We start from the raw sequence: 17,722 nt of genomic DNA on the forward strand, positions 1-17,722 counted from the left end.
AGAAATGTGCGGATGCTAACGAGGTCACGTACGGAGACGGTTAGTTTCACCCGCGGTCGGTGCTCCGGCGTCCGGATTCCGTAATCGGCTGGGCCGTCCGGGGGATCGACGGCGCCGGGGGCTACCCAGGGTGCGAGTTCTGTTTCCCAGCGTGCGCCAAGACGACCACATCGTGGGAATCATGTTACCCACGTGTGGTCGCCCGGCGGTAGTTCTCAGGCCGCCATGGACCGGAGGTCGTCGCTCAGCAGGTCGTGCAGGCCGGACGCGCAGGCTTTCGCCGTCTCGATCGACCGCGGCAGCATGCCGGCCTCGTAGGCCCGCACCGCCTCCTCGACACTCGGCGCCGTGGCCAGCGCGGTCGCCAGCTCGGTCCCGTCCAGCAGGGCGAGGTTCGCGCCGACGCCGAGCGGCGGCATCAGGTGCGCGGCGTCGCCGAGCAGGGTGAGGCCGGGAGTGGTCGTCCAGGCGTGGGGGACCGGCAGGACGTGGAGCGGCCGGTGCGTGAACCCGCCGTCGGGCTCCCGCAGGTACGCGAGCAGGTCCGGGTGCCAGCCGGCGTAGCGCTCGAGCAGGTGTGCCCGCACCGCGTCCGGAACGGCGAAGTCGAGACCGGCGGCCCAGTCCTCGGACGCGTAGAAGACGGCGTAGCAGCGGATGTGGCCGCTGCTGGTGCGTTGCGCGACGAGCGCCTTCCCGCCGACCTTGGTCATCATCGTCCCGTGGCCGGTCAGCGCGGCCAGGGCGGGGTGGCGGCGGTCGGCGTCGTCGAGGCCGAACTCGACGAACGTGACGCCGCTGTACCCGGGCCGGACGCCGGTGAGGGCGTGCCGGACGCGGGACCACGCACCGTCCGCGCCCACGACGAGGTCGAAGTCCCGGCTGACGCCGTCGGCGAACGTCAGCCGCGCGCCGGCGCCCGTCGTGGTGACGTCGGCGACCGGTCGTCCCCATCGGACGGTGCCGGGGGAGAGGGAGTCCAGCAGGATGCCACGCAGCTGGCCGCGATCGATCTCGGGCCGGAAGTCGTCGCCGTCGGCCGGGACCTCGTCGAGGACGGCTTCGGCGGTGTGCGGGTCGAGCCCGCGCATCTGCTGGCCTTCGGGCCGCGCGAGGGCGCGGAACTGTTCGTCCAGGCCCGCGGTGCGGAGGGCGACCTGGCCGGTGTCGGCGTGCATGTCGAGCGTGCCGCCCTGGGGCCGCGCGTCGGCGGCGGGTTCCTGTTCGAAGACGGTGACGTCGAGGCCGTGCAGCTGCAGGACGCGGGCGCAGGCGAGGCCGCCCAGCCCGGCGCCGGCGATGGCGATACGAGGAAAAGTCATGTCACCAAGAAAGCACAACGACTCAGAATGTGCAACGACTTAACTTTTTGAGTGGGTTAGACTTCGGCTCATGACCGAAGTGATCGGACGCCGCGAGCGCAAGAAGGCGCAGACCCGCAAAGCCCTCGCCGACGCGGCGCTCGAGCTGTTCCTCGCCCGCGGCTACGACCAGGTCGGGGTGAAGGAGGTCGCGGACGCCGCGGACGTCTCGGTGACGACGTTGTTCAAGTACTTCCCCAGCAAGGAAGCGCTGGTGTTCGACCAGGACGAAGACATCGAAGAGGCGCTCGTCCTGGCGGTCCACGGGCGGCCGCCGGGCTACTCGGTCGTGGACGCGCTGCGCGAGCATCTCCTGCGCCTGGCCAAGAGCGCCCCCAGCGACGAATTCCGGCGGCTGATCGAGAGCGAACCGGCCCTGCGCGACTACGCCAGGCGGATGTGGATGCGCCACGAGACGGCGCTGGCCCGGGCGATCGCGGAGGAGATGGGTGCCCCGGAGGGCGACGTCGCGTGCGCGGCCTTGGCCCGGTTCGCCCTGGCCTCCCGCGAGCTGATCCTGGCCGACGACCACCCCCGCCGGGCGGCGGAGGAGATCTTCGCTCGCTTGCAGCGCGGCTGGCGGACGGAGTGACCCGGCACGGTGACCGGACAGACGACAAGAGAAGAACCCGCTGGTCGTTCGCGCCACCGCCGGAGACCTCGGCCGCTTCGCCGCAGCGGGAGATCTCGGCCCCTCGCCGCGGCCGGAGGAGCGCGGCGGTCTTGACGCAGCGGGAGATCTCGGCCCCGTCGCCACCGCCGGAGACCTCGGCCCCCTCGACCGGCCAACGAGTGAAGGCCCCCTGCCGAAGCAGAGGGCCTTCACCGGACAACACTCAAGCCGTGGGTGGCTGGTAGACCTTCGTCAGCTTCCCCGCCGCGGCCCGGTCGAGCAGCCACAGCGTCCGCCGGTGGCCGCGAGCGCCGGCCACCGGGAGCTGCACTTCGCCCGCCCCCGCCAACGCCAGCGCCACCGCGTCCGCCTTCGCCTCGCCGGCCGTCATCAGCCACACGTCCTGTGCCCGGCGGATCGCCGGCAGCGTCAACGACACCCGGGTCGGCGGCGGCTTCGGGCAGTTGCGCACCGCCACCACCGAACGCTCGGTCTCGTACACCGCCGGGGACTCCGGGAACACCGACGCCGTGTGCCCCTCACCGCCGAGGCCCAGCAGCATGATGTCGAACGACGGCACGTCGCCGTGGTCCTCCGGGCCCGCCTGCGCGGCCAGCACCTCCGCGTAAGCCGCAGCCGCCGCGTCCACATCGGCGCCGAACTCGCCGTCCGATGGCGCCATGACGTGGATCCTCTTCGGATCCAGCGGAACGTGGTCCAGCAAGGCCTCGCGGGCCTGCTTCTCGTTCCGCTCGTCCGAATCCGCCGGGACGAACCGCTCGTCGCCCCAGTAGATGTCCAGGCGGGACCAGTCGATCGCGTCGCGGGCCGACGAAGCCCGCAGCTCGGACAGCACCGCGATGCCCGTGCCGCCGCCCGTCAGCACCAGCGAGGCCGACCCCTTGGCCGCCTGGACGTCCACCAGCCGGGTGACCAGGCGAGCCGCCGCGGCGGCCGCCAGGATGTCCTGGTTCGCGTAGACGACGACTTCCGTCTTGCTCATTTCTTGGCACCCGAACCGGCCGCGGCAGCCGAAGCGGCCGAACCGGGGGCGGCGGCCGGCGACGTGACGTCCGCCTTGGCCGGCGCGGCCGTCTTGCCGTTCGTGCCCGACGTGATCTTGCCCAGGCCCTGCAGGGCCGCTTCGTAGACCTCGTCCGGGTCGAGCCGGCGGAGCTCCTCGATCAGGCAGTCCTGCGTGCTGCGCCGCTGCAGTGCGATCCGGCGGGTCGGCTGGCCCGGCTGGGTCAGCGTGCCCACGCGGCCGTCCGGGCGGTGCAGCTCCACCGGGCCCGACCGGCGGTCGAGCGTCACCGAGATGATCCCGGCCGCACCCGAGCTCTTGACCCGCTTGACCGGCACCTTCAGGTACTCGGCCAGCCAGGCGGCCAGCAGCTCGGTCGACGGCGAGTCGGCCTCGCCGGTCACCGTCGCGCCGGTGATCTTCTCATACGGCGGCAGGTCGAGCGCCGAAACGAGCTGGGCCCGCCAGTGCGTCAGGCGCGTCCAGGCCAGGTCGGTGTCGCCCTCGGTGTACGCCTTCGCCCGCGTGGTCAGCGCCTTGACCGGGTTCTTCTCCGCGGCCGAGTCGGTGATCCGGCGCTGGGCCAGCTCGCCGAGCGGGTCCTTGTCCGGGTCCTTCGGGCCGGCGCCCGGCCACCAGCAGACGATCGGGGCGTCCGGCAGCAGCAGCGGCACCACCGCGCTCTGGCCCTGCGCGGCCAGCGGGCCGTACAGGCGCAGCACGATGACCTCGCTCGCGCCGGCGTCGCCGCCGACCCGGATCTGGCCGTCGATGCGCGGGGCCGCCGTGCGGGCGCCCTTGGCCACCACGATCACCCGCGACGGGTGCTCGCGGCTCGCGCCGTTGGCCGCCTCGATGGCTTCCTCGAGATGGGCGTCGTCGTCGGCCACGATCACCAGCGTCAGGACTCGCCCGAGCGCCACTTGCCCGCCCTGTTCGCGGATCTCCACCAGCTTCTTGTTGAGTGCCGAAGTCGTGGTGGACGGCAGGTCGATGATCACGGGCGCCTCCATTTCCGGCCGGTGCGCTCCAGCATTTCGTCGGCGGACGGCGGGCCCCACGTGCCCGGCGCGTACTGCTCGGGCGCGCCTTCCTTCGCCCAGTGCTCCAGGATCGGGTCGAGGATCTTCCAGGAGAGCTCGACCTCTTCGTTCACCGGGAACAGCGACGGCTCGCCGAGCAGGACGTCCAGGATCAGCCGCTCGTAGGCCTCGGGGGAGGACTCGGTGAACGCGTGGCCGTAGCCGAAGTCCATCGTCACGTCGCGGACCTCCATCGTGGTCCCCGGCACCTTCGAGCCGAACCGCAGCGTGATGCCCTCGTCCGGCTGGACCCGGATGACCAGGGCGTTCTGCCCCAGCTCCTCGGTCGACGTCGAATCGAACGGCAGGTGCGGCGCCCGCTTGAACACGACGGCGATCTCGGTGACGCGGCGGCCGAGCCGCTTGCCGGTGCGCAGGTAGAACGGCACCCCGGCCCAGCGGCGGCTCTGCACTTCGAGGGTCACCGCGGCGTAGGTCTCGGTCTTCGAGTCCTTCGCGAAGCCCTCTTCCTGCAGCAGGCCGGGCACCTTCGTGCCGCCCTGCCAGCCGCCCGCGTACTGGCCGCGCGCGGTGGTCTTGGCCAGCGGCCCGAGCGGCTTGGTGCCCGAGAGCACCTTGATCTTCTCCGCACGCAGGGCCCGCGGGTCGAACGACAGCGGCTCCTCCATCGCGGTGAAGGCCAGCAGCTGCAGCAGGTGGTTCTGGATGACGTCCCGGGCGGCGCCGATGCCGTCGTAGTACCCCGCGCGGCCGCCGAGGCCGATGTCCTCGGCCATGGTGATCTGCACGTGGTCGACGTAGTTGGCGTTCCAGATCGGTTCGAACAGCTGGTTCGCGAAGCGCAGCGCCAGGATGTTCTGCACCGTCTCCTTGCCGAGGTAGTGGTCGATGCGGAACACCGACTCCTCGGGGAAGACGTCGTTGACGATCGCGTTGAGCTCTTCGGCGCTCTTCAGGTCGTGCCCGAAGGGCTTCTCGATGACGACGCGGCGCCAGGTGTTCTCGTCGGCGTTCGCCAGCCCGGACCGGGCCAGCTGCTTGGTCACCACCGGGAACGCGCCGGGCGGGATCGACAGGTAGAACGCGGTGTTGCCGCCGGTGCCGCGTTCGGCGTCGAGGTCGCGGACCGTCTGCGCGAGCCGGTCGAAGGCGTCGTCGTCGTCGAAGGTGCCCTGGACGAACCGGATGCCTTCGGCGAGCCGGTTCCACACCGACTCCTTGAACGGCGTCCGCGCGTGCTCCTTGACCGAGTCGTGCACGAGCTCGCCGAAGTCCTGGTGCTCCCAGTCGCGGCGGGCGAACCCGACGAGCGAGAAGCCCGCGGGCAGCAGGCCGCGGTTGGCCAGGTCGTAGATGGCGGGCATCAGCTTCTTGCGGGCCAGGTCGCCGGTGACGCCGAAGATCACCAGGCTGGACGGCCCGGCGATCCGCGGGAGCCGCTTGTCCCGCGGATCGCGCAGCGGGTTGCTCCAGGTCATGCGCCGGCCTCCTGTACCGCGCGGGCGACGGCCGCGAGGCCCGCGGCCCGGTCGGTCAGGTGCAGGCGCAGCACGGGGCGGCCGTGCTCGGCGAGCACCTGCCCGTCGCCGAGGGCCTGGGCGTGCTGCAGCTGCCCCAGCGTGTACGGCCGGTCCGGCACGTCGAGGTCCTGCTCGACGGCGCCGGTCAGCTGCAGGAAGACGCCGTTCTGGTGCCCGCCCTTGTGGTACTGGCCGGTGGAGTGCAGGAACCGCGGGCCCCAGCCGAACGTCGTCTGCTTCCCGGTGCGCTTGGCGATCTCGCCGCGCAGCACCGCCGTCGACGCGTCGTCGAGCCGGTCGAGGTAGGCCTGCACCGCGATGTAGCCCGCGTCCGGCGCCGAGGCGAAGAACGCGCGGAGCACGTCGGTCAGGCTGCCGTCGGTGGAAACGCCGTCACTGCCGAAGATCTCGACCGAACCGTCCACATTGGATGGCTCTTCGCCGCCCTTCAGCTTCTCCGGGTCGTCCAGCAGCGCGCGGGCCGCCTTCTTCGCCGTCTCGACGTCGGGCTGGTCGAACGGGTTGATCCCGAGCAGCCGGCCGGCGAGCGCCGTGGCGAACTCCCAGAGCAGGAACTGCGCGCCGAGCGAGCCGGTGACCGCGATCTTCGCGGCGCCCTGCGAGCTGCCGACGGCGACCGGGGTGGCGTCGGACTTCGCGTCGGCGAAGCCGGGCGCCTCCGTGCCCTCGACCGCGACCGGCAGCAGGCCGGTGCCCTGCTTGCCGGTGGACTCGGCGATCAGCTGCTCGGCCCAGTCCGGGAAGCCCTTGATCCCCGAACCGGTGTCGGCGAGGACTACTTTCTCCGCGCCCGCTTCGTGCGCGGCGGCCCACCCGGCGGCCAGCTTGACCGCCGGGTTGCCCGCGGAGTCGGCCGCGAGCTCTTCGGCCACCGAAGCGGCCTGGTCGAGCAGCCGGGCGACGTCCGCGCCGGCGAGCCCGGCCGGGACGAGCCCGAACGCGGTCAGCGCCGAGTAGCGGCCGCCGACGTGCGGGTCGGCGAGGAAGACCTTGCGGTATCCCTCCTTTTCGGACAGTTCCTGGAACGGCGAGCCGGGGTCGGTGACGACCACGATCCGCCGCGCCGCGTCGATGCCCGTGTCGGCGAACGCTTTCGCGAAGATCCGCCGGTGGCTGTCGGTCTCGACGGTGCCGCCCGACTTCGACGACACCACGATCACGGTGCGCTCGAGGTCACCGGCCAGCGCGTCGGCGACCTGGCCGGGGTCGGTGGTGTCGAGGACGGTCAGCGCGACGCCGTCGGTCGCGGTGATCACCTCCGGCGCCAGCGACGAGCCGCCCATCCCGGCCAGCACGACGCGGTCGACGCCTTCGGACCGCAGTTCGGTGCGCAGTGCCTCGATCTCGCCGATCAGCGGCCGCGACGACTTGTGCAGCGTCGTCCACGACAGCCGGATCGACGCCTCGGATTCGGCGTCCGGTCCCCAGAGCGTCGCGTCCTGCGCCGCCAGCTTCGACGCGGCCTGGTCGGCGACCAGCCGCTGCGCCAGGGGCGCAGCACGCTCCGCCAGCTCGGCGTCCACGATCTCGACGCCGGTCTTTTCGCCTGTCGTCATGTCGTGCTTCAGCCCTTCACGTTCTTGAGCTGGCCGTCGACGGTCTCGAGCAGTTCGATCCAGGACTTCTCGAACTTCTCGACGCCCTCGTTCTCCAAGGTGAGGAACACGTCGGTGATGTCGATGCCCACGGCCTCGAGCTGGTCGAAGACCTGCTGCGCGTCCTTGCCGTGGCCGCTGACCCGGTCGCCCTGGAGGTCGGCGTGCTCCGCCACCGCGTCCAGGGTCTTCTCCGGCATGGTGTTGACGGTGTCCTTCACCACCAGGTCGTCGACGTAGAGCGTGGGGGAGTAGTCCGGGTTCTTCACGCCGGTCGAGGCCCACAGCGGGCGCTGCGCGTTCGCGCCGTCGGCCGCGAGGGCCTTCCAGCGGTCCGTGGCGAACAGCTCTTCGAAGGCCGCGTAGGCCAGCCGGGCGTTGGCGACGGCCGCCTTGCCGCGCAGCGCCTTGGCCTCGTCGGTGCCGATCGCGTCGAGCCGCTTGTCGATCTCGGTGTCCACGCGGGAGACGAAGAACGACGCCACCGAGTGGATCCCACGCAGGTCGTGACCGTTGGCCTTGGCCTGCTCGAGCCCGGCGAAGTAGGCCTCGATGACCTTCTTGTAGCGCTCGACGGAGAAGATCAGCGTGACGTTGACGCTGATGCCCTCGGCCAGGGTCTTGGTGATCGCCGGCAGGCCCTCTTCGGTGGCCGGGATCTTGATCAGCACGTTCGGCCGGTCGACGGTCTTCCACAGGTCCTGCGCCTCGGCCACCGTCTTGTCGGAGTCCTTGGCCAGCCGCGGGTCCACCTCGATGGACACCCGGCCGTCGACGCCGTTGGTCGCCGTGTAGATGTCGCGGAACACGTCCGCGGCGTTGCGCACGTCGGTCGTCGTCAGCTCCCGGATGGTCGCCTCGACGTCGGCGCCGCGGGCGGCGAGCTCCTTCGTCTGCTCGTCGTAAGCCTCGCCCTTCGACATCGCGTTGGCGAAGATCGTCGGGTTGGTCGTCACGCCCACGACGTGCTTGTCGCGGATCAGGGCGGCGAGGTTGCCGGTGTTCAGGCGTTCACGCGAGAGGTCGTCGAGCCAGATCGATACGCCGGCCTCGGACAGCTGCGCGAGCTTGTCGTTGCTCATTGCTGCGTCACTTCCTCTTCAGTTCTTGGTGTTGGCGATCGAGCGGCGGGCCGCCTCGACGACTGCTTCCGCGGTGAACCCGAACTCACGGAACAGTGTGGCGGCATCGGCGGAGGCGCCGAAGTGCTCGATCGAAACGTTCACCCCGGCGTCACCGGTGAAGCGGTGCCACGACTGGGCGATGCCCGCCTCGACGGACACCCGGGCCTTCACCCCGGCCGGGATGACGGATTCGCGGTAGGCCGCGTCCTGCGCGTCGAACCACTCGACGCACGGCATGGACACGACGCGCGCCTTGACGCCGTCGGCGTCCAGGGCCTTCTTCGCCTCGACGGCGAGCTGGACCTCGGAGCCCGTGGCGATCAGCACCACGTCGGGCGTGCCCTCGCTGTCGGCCAGGACGTAGCCGCCCTTCTTGACGCCCTCGGCGCTGGTGCCCTCGAGCACCGGCACGTTCTGGCGGGTCAGCGCCAGCCCGGACGGGTGGTCGGTGTCCTCCAGCACGGCCTTCCAGGCGTACGCGGTCTCGTTGGCGTCCGCCGGGCGGACGACGTTGAGGCCCGGGATCGCCCGCAGCGCCGACAGCTGCTCGATCGGCTGGTGCGTCGGCCCGTCCTCGCCGAGGCCGATCGAGTCGTGCGTCCACACGTAGGTGACCGGCGCCTTCATCAGCGCGGCCAGCCGGACCGGCGGGCGCATGTAGTCGGAGAAGATGAGGAACGTCGCGCCGTACGGGCGGGTGCCGCCGTGCAGCGCGATCCCGTTGAGGATCGAGCCCATGGCGTGCTCGCGGACGCCGAAGTGCAGCGTCCGGCCGTACGGGTTGGCCTGCCACATGTCCGTGGCGGCCTTCTCGGGACCGAACGAGTCGGCGCCCTTCATCGTCGTGTTGTTGCTCTCGGCCAGGTCGGCCGAGCCGCCCCACAGCTCCGGCAGCGGCTCGGCGAGGGCGTTGAGCACCTCACCGGAGGCCTTGCGGGTGGCGACGCCCTTGGGGTCCGGCTCCCAGTGCGGGAGGTTGTCGGCGAAGCCCTCGGGCAGCGTGCGGGTGGTCAGCCGGTCGCCCAGCTTCTTGCGCTCCGGGTTGGCCGCGGCCCACGCCTCGTACTTCTCCTGCCACTCGGCGTGCGCCGCGCGGCCGCGCTCGGCCGCCTGGCGGGTGTGCTTGAGCACGTCGTCCTCGACCTGGAAGGTCTGCTCCGGGTCGAAGCCGAGGATCTTCTTGACCGCGGCGACCTCTTCGCCGCCCAGCGCGGCGCCGTGCGCCTTGCCGGTGCCCATCTTCTTCGGGGCCGGGTAGCCGATCACGGTGCGCACCGCGATGAACGACGGCCGCTGCGTCTCGGCCTTGGCGTTCTTGATGGCCTCCTCGATCGCGACGACGTCCTCGCCACCCTCGACGACCTGGGTGTGCCACCCGTAGGCCTCGTAGCGCGCGACGGTGTCCTCGGACAGCGCGATGTTGGTGTCGTCCTCGATCGAGATCTTGTTGTCGTCGTAGAAGACGATCAGGTTGCCCAGCTCCTGGCGGCCCGCGATGGACGAGGCCTCGGAGGTGACGCCCTCTTCGATGTCGCCGTCGGAGGCGATCACGTAGATGTGGTGGTCGAAGATGCTCTCGCCGGGCGCGGCGTCCGGGTCCAGCAGGCCGCGCTCGCGGCGGGCCGCCATCGCCATGCCCACGCCGTTCGCGAGGCCCTGCCCGAGCGGGCCGGTGGTGGTCTCGACGCCGTCGGTGTGGCGGTACTCGGGGTGCCCCGGGGTCTTCGAGCCCCACTTGCGCAGCTGCTTGAGGTCCTCGAGCTCGAGGCCGTAGCCGGCGAGGAAGAGCTGGATGTAGAGGGTCAGGCTCGAGTGGCCGGCCGAGAGGATGAACCGGTCGCGGGCCGGCCAGTGCTGGTCGTTCGGGTCGTGGCGCATGGTCCGCTGGAACAGCGTGTAGGCCAGCGGCGCCAGGCTCATCGCGGTGCCGGGGTGGCCACTGCCACAGTTCTCCACCGCGTCCGCGGCGAGCACCCGCACGGTGTCCACGGCGCGGGTGTCGGTGTCGGTCCAGTCGGCGGGCGTGTTGCGCCGGAGGAGTGGGTTGTTCTCGCTGGTAGTGGCGGTTTCGGACACTGAACTCCAACTCCCGGTCATGATGGTTGCGGCTGGTCTTCCTCGTTCCGGTTACCCGTACGCGCGGCTACTTATCTCAATCGATCCCGAAGGGACGATATTCCTGCTCGCGGCCATGCGCAGGGGCAATCGCGGCCCGTCGCGGCCAGCCTAGTGCTTGGGCCGGTCGAGGACCCGCGATCACCCACGGGATTCACCACGTCTAACATCGTCCGAGGGTTCAGTAGGGCTGGTTCTTCGGCTACCCGGACTGTCCCGCCCGAACCTGACGCAGGGAGTGAAATGTCGCCGGTGAACGCTGCGCACGGACGCAGTGACGACACCAGCGCCGTGCACCCGACCGGTGAACGACCGCACGGTGAGCGGCGAAGCCTCCGCCGGGTCGTCGGCGCCTACGCCGCGCTGGCGAAACCGCGCGTGATCGAGCTCCTGCTGGTGACCACCATCCCGGCGATGTTCCTCGCCGGCCGTCAGATCCCCTCGCCGTGGCTGGTCCTGGCCACGCTGGTCGGCGGGACGATGGCCGCGGGCAGCGCGAACGCGCTCAACTGCGTGATCGACGCGGACATCGACAAGGTGATGAACCGCACGAAGCGCCGCCCGCTGGTCAAGGACTCGGTGCCCCGCCGCGGCGCGCTGGTCTTCGGCCTCGTGATGGGCGTCGCCTCGGCGGTCGTGCTCTACCTCACGGTGAACCTGCTCTCGGCGATCCTCGCCATCGCGACGATCCTCTTCTACATCTTCGTGTACACGCTCGGCCTCAAGCGGCGCACGTCACAGAACGTGGTCTGGGGCGGCGCGGCGGGCTGCATGCCGGTCGTCATCGGCTGGGCCGCGGTCACCGGCACGGTGCAGTGGCCGGCGTTCGTGATGTTCGGCGTGATCTTCTTCTGGACCCCGCCGCACACGTGGGCGCTGGGCATGAAGTACCGCGACGACTACGAGCGCGCGGGCGTCCCGATGCTGCCGGTGGTCGCCACCGCCCAGCACGTCGCCCGCCAGATCGTCATCTACTCGTGGGTGATGGTGGCGTGGACGCTGCTGCTGCTCCCGGTGACGTCCTGGCTGTACGGCACGTTCGCGATCCTGGCGGGCGGCTGGTTCCTCTTCTACGCGCACAGCCTGCAGGCGGCGGTGCGGCGGGGTGAAGAGACGAAGCCGATGGCGCTGTTCCACCGGTCGAACACGTACCTGATGATCGTGTTCGTGGCCCTGGCCGTGGACTCGGCGATCGGGCTGCCGACCCTCGGCCTGCCGTTCTGAGACGGGTCGGGACCGCGGTAGCCGCGGTCGTCGTTCTCGGCCTGCTGGTCCTCCTCGGCCACGGGAAGCTCCCGGCCCTGGACGAGAGCCTGCTCACCGGCGGCTGCGCCATCCCGAAACGGATCACGGCGGTTCCCGGGGCGGCCCCCGACGGTGGTGGCGTCCGCGTCGCCGAGACCGGCCCGGGTGTCGCGGTCTTGGAGAACACCAGCACCCTCGCGGCCTACCGGATCCCCGTGACGTCCGGCATCCGGACCGTCGAGGTGCCGGTGCTCATCCCGGGAGAGCGGATCGGCGTCGTGCTCGACCGGCCCACACCCGGCCCGGTGATCTGGCTCGCACCCGAGGCGCTGGGCGGCTTCACGCCCGTGACCGCCGACGTCATGCCGGGCGGCGTCCGCTACCGCTCGGCGAACTGCCGCGCCTTGACCAGCCGCGGAGCCGCCGTGCTGCACCGCGACGCCGCCGGGCACCTCACCGGCGGTGAGCAGCTGCCGCCGGAAAGCGTGTCGTGCGCGCCGGGGGAGCGGGTGCTTCCCGGAGGAGCTCCCGGTGCCGAGGTCTACCCGTACTGCGCCCTCGGCGCGGAATGATCGCGCGGCGGCCGCCGTTACACTTCGTTGGCTCTTTTTCCCTTGAGGCGAAAGCAGGATGCTCTTGTCCGTCTCCTCGGACGACTTCTCCGCCGAGCTCGCCCGCGAGCAGGCGTACGTCACCACCCTCTACTCGAAGCTCGACGCCGAGCGCCTCGAAGCCCAGCGACGCCTCGACGAGACGCTGCGGCAGACCGGCGGCACCCCGCAGGCGCGCACCGAACGCGACGTCGCCACCACCCTCTACACCGACCGGCTCGCCCAGCTCGGCTCCGTCGAGCAGGGCCTCGCCTTCGGCCGGCTCGACTTCGTCCCCGGGAGCGCCGAGGAAACCACCTACATCGGCCGGCTCGGGCTGTTCGACGAAGACGACGACTACCAGCCGCTGCTGGTCGACTGGCGGGCGCCGGTCGCGCGGCCGTTCTACCTGGCCACCGCGGCGTCCCCCGAAGGGGTGCGGCGGCGACGGCACCTGCGGTCGCTGAGCCGCAAGGTCACCGGGTTCGACGACGAGATCCTCGACCTCACCGCCGCCGACCAGGGCCAGGACCTCGGCCTGGCCGGCGAAGCCGCACTGCTGGCCGCGCTGGAGCAGCGGCGCACCGGCGAGATGAGCGACATCGTCGCGACCATCCAGGCCGAGCAGGACCGCATCATCCGGGCCCCGCTCGGCGGCGTGATGGTCGTGCAGGGCGGCCCGGGCACCGGCAAGACCGCCGTCGCGCTGCACCGCGCGGCCTACCTGCTCTACACGCACCGCCAGCAGCTCACCACCCGCGGCGTGCTCGTCGTCGGCCCGAACAGCACGTTCCTGCGCTACATCGGCCAGGTGCTGCCGTCGCTCGGCGAGACCGGCGTGCTGCTCGCCACCGTCGGCCAGCTCTACCCCGGCCTGACCGCCGACGGCGTCGAGCCGCGCGAAGCGACCGAGGTCAAGGGCCGGCTGGTGATGGCCGAGGTGCTGGCCAACGCCGTCCGCGACCGCCAGCGCGTGCCCGAGCCGGTCATGGAGATCGAGTACGAGCACGACGTCCTCAAGCTCGACCGCAAGACGTGCACCGACGCCCGCACCCGGGCCCGCCGGTCGCGGCGCCCGCACAACCCGGCGCGGCGCCTGTTCGTCTCCGACGTCCTCGACGCGCTGACCCGCCAGGCCGCCCGCAAGCTGGGGGAGGACCTCCTCGACGGGCAGGACCTGGCCGACATCCGCGCCGAGCTGGCCGCGGACGAAAACGTCGCCGCGGCGTTGGATTCGCTGTGGCCGGTGCTGAGCCCGGAAGGCGTCCTCGACGACCTGTTCGCCGACCGCGAACGCCTCTCCCGGGCGGCCGGGAAGCTGCTCACGGAGGAGGACCGCGCGCTGCTGGAGAGCGGCCGCGACGCGAAGTGGACGCCCGCCGACGTGCCGCTGCTCGACGAGCTCGCCGAGCTGATCGGCGTCGACGACACCGAGGCCCGCGTCGAGCGCAAACGCCGTGAGCGCGAGGATCGCGCCTACGCCGAGGGCGTGCTCGACATCCTGGAGCAGGACGAAGAGATCATCGACGAGGAGCTGCTGCGCGTCTCCGACGTCCTCGACGCCGAGCTGTTCGCCGAACGCCAGCAGGCGCGCAGCGAGCTGACCGCCGCCCAGCGGGCCGCGCAGGACCGGACCTGGACGTTCGGGCACGTGATCGTCGACGAGGCCCAGGAGCTCTCGGCGATGGACTGGCGGCTGCTGATGCGGCGCACGCCGAACCGGTCGATGACCCTGGTCGGCGACGTGGCCCAGACCGGCGCGGCGGGCGGGGCGCGGTCGTGGGGCGAGGTGCTCTCGCCCTACGTCGAGGACCGCTGGCGGCTGGAGCAGCTGACCGTGAACTACCGCACGCCCGCCGAAATCATGGCCGTCGCCGCGCGGGTGCTCGCCGAGGTGGATCCCTCCCTCTCGGCGCCGTCTTCGGTGCGGGAGACCGGGCTCCCGCCGTGGACGGTGCGTGCCGGGGACCTTCCGGCGGAGCTGCCCGGGCTGGTCGCGCGCGAGCTGTCCGAAGTGGACGGCGGCACGGTGGCGGTCCTGGTGCCCGCGGCCCGCTTCGACGCGGTGTCGGCGCTGCTCGCCGGCCACGACGAGCGGCTGAGCGTCCTGACGGTCGAGCGGTCGAAGGGCCTGGAGTTCGACTCGGTGGTGCTGGTCGCGCCGGACGAGGTCGTCGCGGGCTCGCCGAGGGGCCTCAACGACCTGTACGTGGCCCTGACGCGGGCGACCCGGCGGCTCGGCGTGGTCGCCACCGGTGACGAGGTGCCGGCACTCTCCGTGCTTGGTTAGGGTGCCCGGCATGCAGAACATCGGGAAGATCGTGGTCGTCGCCGTGGCGGCGCTGTCGCTGGCCGCGTGCGGCCAGGACTCCAAGACCCAGACGGCGGCGCCGCCCTCGTCGGCCGCCCCGTCGTCGACCGCCGCGCCGGCCACCCAGAGCAAGGGCCGCGAGTGCACCGCGGACGACATCAAGACGACGGGGAAGTTCGGCGAGAAGCCCGAAATCACCATCCCGGACGACTGCGACCCGCCGAAGAAGCTGATCACCAAGGACCTGTCCGAGGGCACCGGCGACGGCGCGAAGGCCGGCCAGAAGCTCCTGATGAACTACCACCTGGTGACCTGGTCGGACAAGCAGGTGCTCGACAGCTCGTTCGGCCAGCGGCCGTTCGACCTCGTCCTCGGCGCCGGCAAGGTCATCCCGGGCTGGGACCAGGGCCTGGTGGGCATCAAGCAGGGCGGCCGCCGGCTGCTGATCATCCCGCCGGACCTGGCCTACGGCGAGGGCGGCAACGGCATGAAGCCGAACGAGACGCTGGTGTTCGTCACCGACGCCGTCTCGGTCGCCGCGGCCTGACGTGCGCGAAGGCCGCCGCGGGGGTGCCCGTGGCGGCCTTCGGCGCGTCAGGGGATGAGCAGGAGCTTGCCGGTGGTGCGGCGGCCCTGCAGGTCCTCGTGGGCCTGGCGGGCGTCGGCCAGTGCGTACTTGCCGCCGATGCGGATGTTCAGCCGGCCGGCGAGGATGGCGTCGAACAGCTCCTTCGACCGCCAGTCGATCTCCTCGCGCGTGCGCGTGTAGTGCGCGGACGTGGGGCGGGTCAGGTACAGCGAGCCGCCGGAGTTGAGGCGCTGCGGGTCCAGGGGCGGCACCGGGCCGCTGGAGGCGCCGAACAGCGCGAGCAGGCCGCGGACCTTCAGGCTGGCCAGGCTGCCGTCGACGGTGTCCTTGCCGACGCCGTCGTAGACGACGTCGACGCCTTCGCCGCCGGTCAGCTCCCGGGTGATCGCGGCGAAGTCGTCGCGGTCGTAGCGGATGACCTCGTCGGCGCCGGCTTCGCGGGCGAGCTTCGCCTTCTCCTCGGTCGACACCGTGCCGATGACGCGGGCGCCGCGCGCCTTCGCCAGCTGCACCAGGAGCAGGCCGACACCGCCCGCGGCCGCGTGCACGAGCACGTCGTGGCCCGGCTTGACCTCGAAGGTGGAGGCGACCAGGTAGTGCGCGGTGATGCCCTGCAGCATGGTCGCGGCCGCGGTCTCGAGCGAGACGCCTTCGGGAACCTTCACCGCGACCGACGCCGGGACGAGCTTGCGGGCCGCGTAGCTGCCGATCGACCCCTGCCAGGCGACGCGGTCGCCGGGTGCGAAGCCGGTGTCGGCACCCGCCTCCACGACCGTGCCGGCGCCCTCGAGGCCGAGCACGACCGGCAGCTCCATCGGGTAGACGCCCTGGCGCTGGTAGGTGTCGATGTAGTTGACCCCGGCCGCGGCGACGTCGACCAGGAGCTCGCCGGCCTGCGGGGCGCGGACGTCCACTTCGGCCGGTTCGAGCACTTCCGGGCCGCCGGTCTTCGTCACCTGCACTGCGGTGGGCATGGGTCCTCCTCGGGTCGTCTTCTCCCGGGTGCAACTATGGCCGAGGCCACGCTGTTCCGCGTTCCGGCTCTCCGTTGGTTATCGTTCGGGACGTGACTTCAGAAGAGACCGTCGTTTCGCCGACCAGCGCGCAGCTGGGCGCGGCCCGCAAGTTCGTGAAGGCGCACGGCAAGCCGGCCCGCGCGGTGGTGGAGAACATCGGCCGGGCGGGCGCCCGCGTGGTCCTGGTCGGCGCGGACGGCGCTCTCGGGGACGTCGTCGTGCCTTCGGTGGCGACGGGCGAGGCCCTGATCGAGGCGGTCGAGGACCTCACACCGGCGACGTGGGACGCGGAGACGGTCAACCAGACGAAGATCGGCCCGGAGCACCGCCGCAAGATGGCGGGCAAGTGAGCCCCACGGCAGTCCTGGTCAGCTGCGCGGAACTCCCTTCGGGTGACGGCGACGACGACGCCGTCGTGCCTGCGTTGTCTTCGCTGGGCTTTTCGGTCTCGTGGGCACCCTGGGATTCTTCGTTCGACTTCGCCTCGGCGGATGCGGTCGTCCTGCGCGCGACCTGGGACTACCCTTCCCGGCGCGCCGAGTTCCTCGCGTGGTGCGAGTCGGTGCCGTCGCTGTTCAACCCGGCCCCCGTGGTCCGGTGGAACACGGACAAGTCGTACCTGGTTGAGCTGCTGGACGCGGGCCTGCCGGTGGTCCCGACGACGCTGGTCCCGCTGGGCTCGCCGGCATCTTTTCCGTCGTCGGATTTCGTGGTGAAGCCCGCGGTGGGCGCGGGATCGCGGGGCGCGGCCCGGTTCGCCGGTGGTGCCGATGCTTCGGCGCACGTCGCGGCGTTGCACGCTTCGGGTCACACGGCGCTGATCCAGCCGTACCAGTCCAGTGTGGACACCGACGGCGAGATCGCTCTGGTGTACCTGGGCGGAATCTACTCCCACGCGTTCACGAAGGGCGCGATGCTCGGGTCCACAGTGGACGGATCCGGCCTGTACCTGTCGGAGAAGCTGGCACCGGTGTCGCCGCCTCTTGACGCGGTGGCGCTGGCGGAGGACGTCCTCGACGCGGCTTCGGCGTTGCTGGGGATCCTGCGGGCGGAGCTGTTGTACGCGCGCGTGGACCTGGTGCGCGGGGCGGACGGGAAGCCGTTGCTGCTGGAGCTGGAGCTGACGGAGCCCTCGCTGGGCTTCCGCCAGACGGACCCGGCCGCGGTGACGCGGTTCGCCTCGGCGGTGCGGCAGCAGCTGGCGTAGCGTCACCGGGCCACCTGCACGGCCACCAGCACGAGCGCGACGACCGCCCCGATCACGGTCACGGCCAATGAGCCGGTGACCAGGTAGAGCCCACCGATGCCGGCCAGGCCGGCTTTGATCAGCTCGCGCAGTCCGCGCTCGTCGTCCCGCCGGGGCGGCGGCTCCGGTCTGCCGGCGGTGTCCTTCGCCATTGTTCTACCCCTCTTGATGGTGTACTAGTACGCCTAGGGGTAATGGTGACCAGTGGTGGGCCGGACCGGAACTGATCTTTTGTTTCCGGGGCGAGTTTCTCGTCGCCGGATGGTTGTCGCCGCAGATCTCGCCGTTGCCCGGGCTTGCCGGGGAATT

General features: G+C 71.3%; 16 protein-coding genes. 7 read left to right on the forward strand and 9 right to left on the reverse strand.

The annotated features are described in order from the left end of the window. Positions 1–215 precede the first annotated feature (215 nt). The gene (locus QRY02_RS03575; RefSeq protein ID WP_285990047.1) at positions 216–1,322 is read right to left on the reverse strand and encodes an FAD-dependent oxidoreductase; all 1,107 of its coding nucleotides are present in this window, start codon (positions 1,320–1,322) and stop codon (positions 216–218) included. Positions 1,323–1,392: 70 nt separating this feature from the next. Between QRY02_RS03575 and QRY02_RS03580 the strand changes: the two genes are divergently transcribed. After that, positions 1,393–1,953 carry a TetR/AcrR family transcriptional regulator gene (locus tag QRY02_RS03580; protein ID WP_285990048.1) on the forward strand — a complete coding sequence of 187 codons (561 nt, stop codon included), beginning with the start codon at positions 1,393–1,395 and terminating at the stop codon, positions 1,951–1,953. Positions 1,954–2,197: 244 nt separating this feature from the next. Here the strand turns inward: QRY02_RS03580 and pgl are convergent, their stop codons facing one another. The 6 genes from pgl to tkt are packed head-to-tail and all read right to left on the reverse strand — an operon-like array spanning position 2,198 to position 10,377. Next, positions 2,198–2,977 carry a 6-phosphogluconolactonase gene (gene pgl, locus QRY02_RS03585; protein ID WP_285990049.1) on the reverse strand — a complete coding sequence of 260 codons (780 nt, stop codon included), beginning with the start codon at positions 2,975–2,977 and terminating at the stop codon, positions 2,198–2,200. Beyond that, positions 2,974–3,999 (reverse strand): glucose-6-phosphate dehydrogenase assembly protein OpcA, encoded by a 1,026-nt coding sequence (gene opcA / locus QRY02_RS03590; RefSeq protein ID WP_285990050.1) that lies wholly within the window; start codon positions 3,997–3,999, stop codon positions 2,974–2,976. Before opcA ends, pgl begins: the two co-directional genes overlap by 4 nt. Then, the gene (zwf, locus tag QRY02_RS03595) at positions 3,996–5,519 is read right to left on the reverse strand and encodes a glucose-6-phosphate dehydrogenase (protein WP_285990051.1); all 1,524 of its coding nucleotides are present in this window, start codon (positions 5,517–5,519) and stop codon (positions 3,996–3,998) included. The genes opcA and zwf overlap by 4 nt, the downstream gene beginning before the upstream one ends. Further along, on the reverse strand, positions 5,516–7,138 hold the full coding sequence (locus QRY02_RS03600) for a phosphoglucose isomerase-related protein (RefSeq protein WP_285990052.1): 1,623 nt from the start codon (positions 7,136–7,138) through the stop codon (positions 5,516–5,518). Before QRY02_RS03600 ends, zwf begins: the two co-directional genes overlap by 4 nt. An 8-nt stretch (positions 7,139–7,146) precedes the next feature. After that, positions 7,147–8,259, reverse strand: a complete 1,113-nt coding sequence (tal, locus tag QRY02_RS03605; RefSeq protein ID WP_285990053.1) for a transaldolase — start codon at positions 8,257–8,259, stop codon at positions 7,147–7,149. Positions 8,260–8,277: 18 nt separating this feature from the next. Further along, on the reverse strand, positions 8,278–10,377 hold the full coding sequence (gene tkt / locus QRY02_RS03610; protein ID WP_285990054.1) for a transketolase: 2,100 nt from the start codon (positions 10,375–10,377) through the stop codon (positions 8,278–8,280). A gap of 282 nt (positions 10,378–10,659) precedes the next feature. Here tkt and QRY02_RS03615 point away from each other — a divergent pair, with 282 nt between their 5' ends. The 4 genes from QRY02_RS03615 to QRY02_RS03630 all read left to right on the forward strand — a co-directional run bounded on the left by QRY02_RS03615 (position 10,660) and on the right by QRY02_RS03630 (position 15,109). Beyond that, positions 10,660–11,640, forward strand: coding sequence for a heme o synthase (locus QRY02_RS03615; protein WP_285990055.1), 981 nt, complete (start codon positions 10,660–10,662; stop codon positions 11,638–11,640). A gap of 197 nt (positions 11,641–11,837) precedes the next feature. Continuing rightward, the gene (locus tag QRY02_RS03620) at positions 11,838–12,233 is read left to right on the forward strand and encodes a hypothetical protein (RefSeq protein WP_285990056.1); all 396 of its coding nucleotides are present in this window, start codon (positions 11,838–11,840) and stop codon (positions 12,231–12,233) included. A 58-nt stretch (positions 12,234–12,291) separates the two neighbouring features. After that, positions 12,292–14,541, forward strand: a complete 2,250-nt coding sequence (locus QRY02_RS03625; RefSeq protein ID WP_285990057.1) for a HelD family protein — start codon at positions 12,292–12,294, stop codon at positions 14,539–14,541. 10 nt (positions 14,542–14,551) lie between these two features. Next, positions 14,552–15,109: an FKBP-type peptidyl-prolyl cis-trans isomerase gene (locus tag QRY02_RS03630; protein ID WP_285990058.1), complete on the forward strand. Its 558-nt coding sequence runs from the start codon at positions 14,552–14,554 to the stop codon at positions 15,107–15,109. A 47-nt stretch (positions 15,110–15,156) separates the two neighbouring features. On the opposite strand, the gene QRY02_RS03635 is transcribed toward QRY02_RS03630, so the two are convergent. Beyond that, positions 15,157–16,125: a quinone oxidoreductase family protein gene (locus QRY02_RS03635; RefSeq protein ID WP_285990059.1), complete on the reverse strand. Its 969-nt coding sequence runs from the start codon at positions 16,123–16,125 to the stop codon at positions 15,157–15,159. A gap of 92 nt (positions 16,126–16,217) precedes the next feature. Here QRY02_RS03635 and QRY02_RS03640 point away from each other — a divergent pair, with 92 nt between their 5' ends. Next, positions 16,218–16,517 (forward strand): hypothetical protein, encoded by a 300-nt coding sequence (locus tag QRY02_RS03640; protein ID WP_285990060.1) that lies wholly within the window; start codon positions 16,218–16,220, stop codon positions 16,515–16,517. Continuing rightward, on the forward strand, positions 16,514–17,374 hold the full coding sequence (locus tag QRY02_RS03645) for an ATP-grasp domain-containing protein (RefSeq protein WP_285990061.1): 861 nt from the start codon (positions 16,514–16,516) through the stop codon (positions 17,372–17,374). Before QRY02_RS03640 ends, QRY02_RS03645 begins: the two co-directional genes overlap by 4 nt. A 2-nt stretch (positions 17,375–17,376) precedes the next feature. On the opposite strand, the gene QRY02_RS03650 is transcribed toward QRY02_RS03645, so the two are convergent. Then, positions 17,377–17,565: a hypothetical protein gene (locus QRY02_RS03650; protein ID WP_285990062.1), complete on the reverse strand. Its 189-nt coding sequence runs from the start codon at positions 17,563–17,565 to the stop codon at positions 17,377–17,379. Positions 17,566–17,722: the final 157 nt, after the last annotated feature.

This window comes from Amycolatopsis sp. DG1A-15b, assembly GCF_030285645.1.
GTDB lineage: Bacteria > Actinomycetota > Actinomycetes > Mycobacteriales > Pseudonocardiaceae > Amycolatopsis.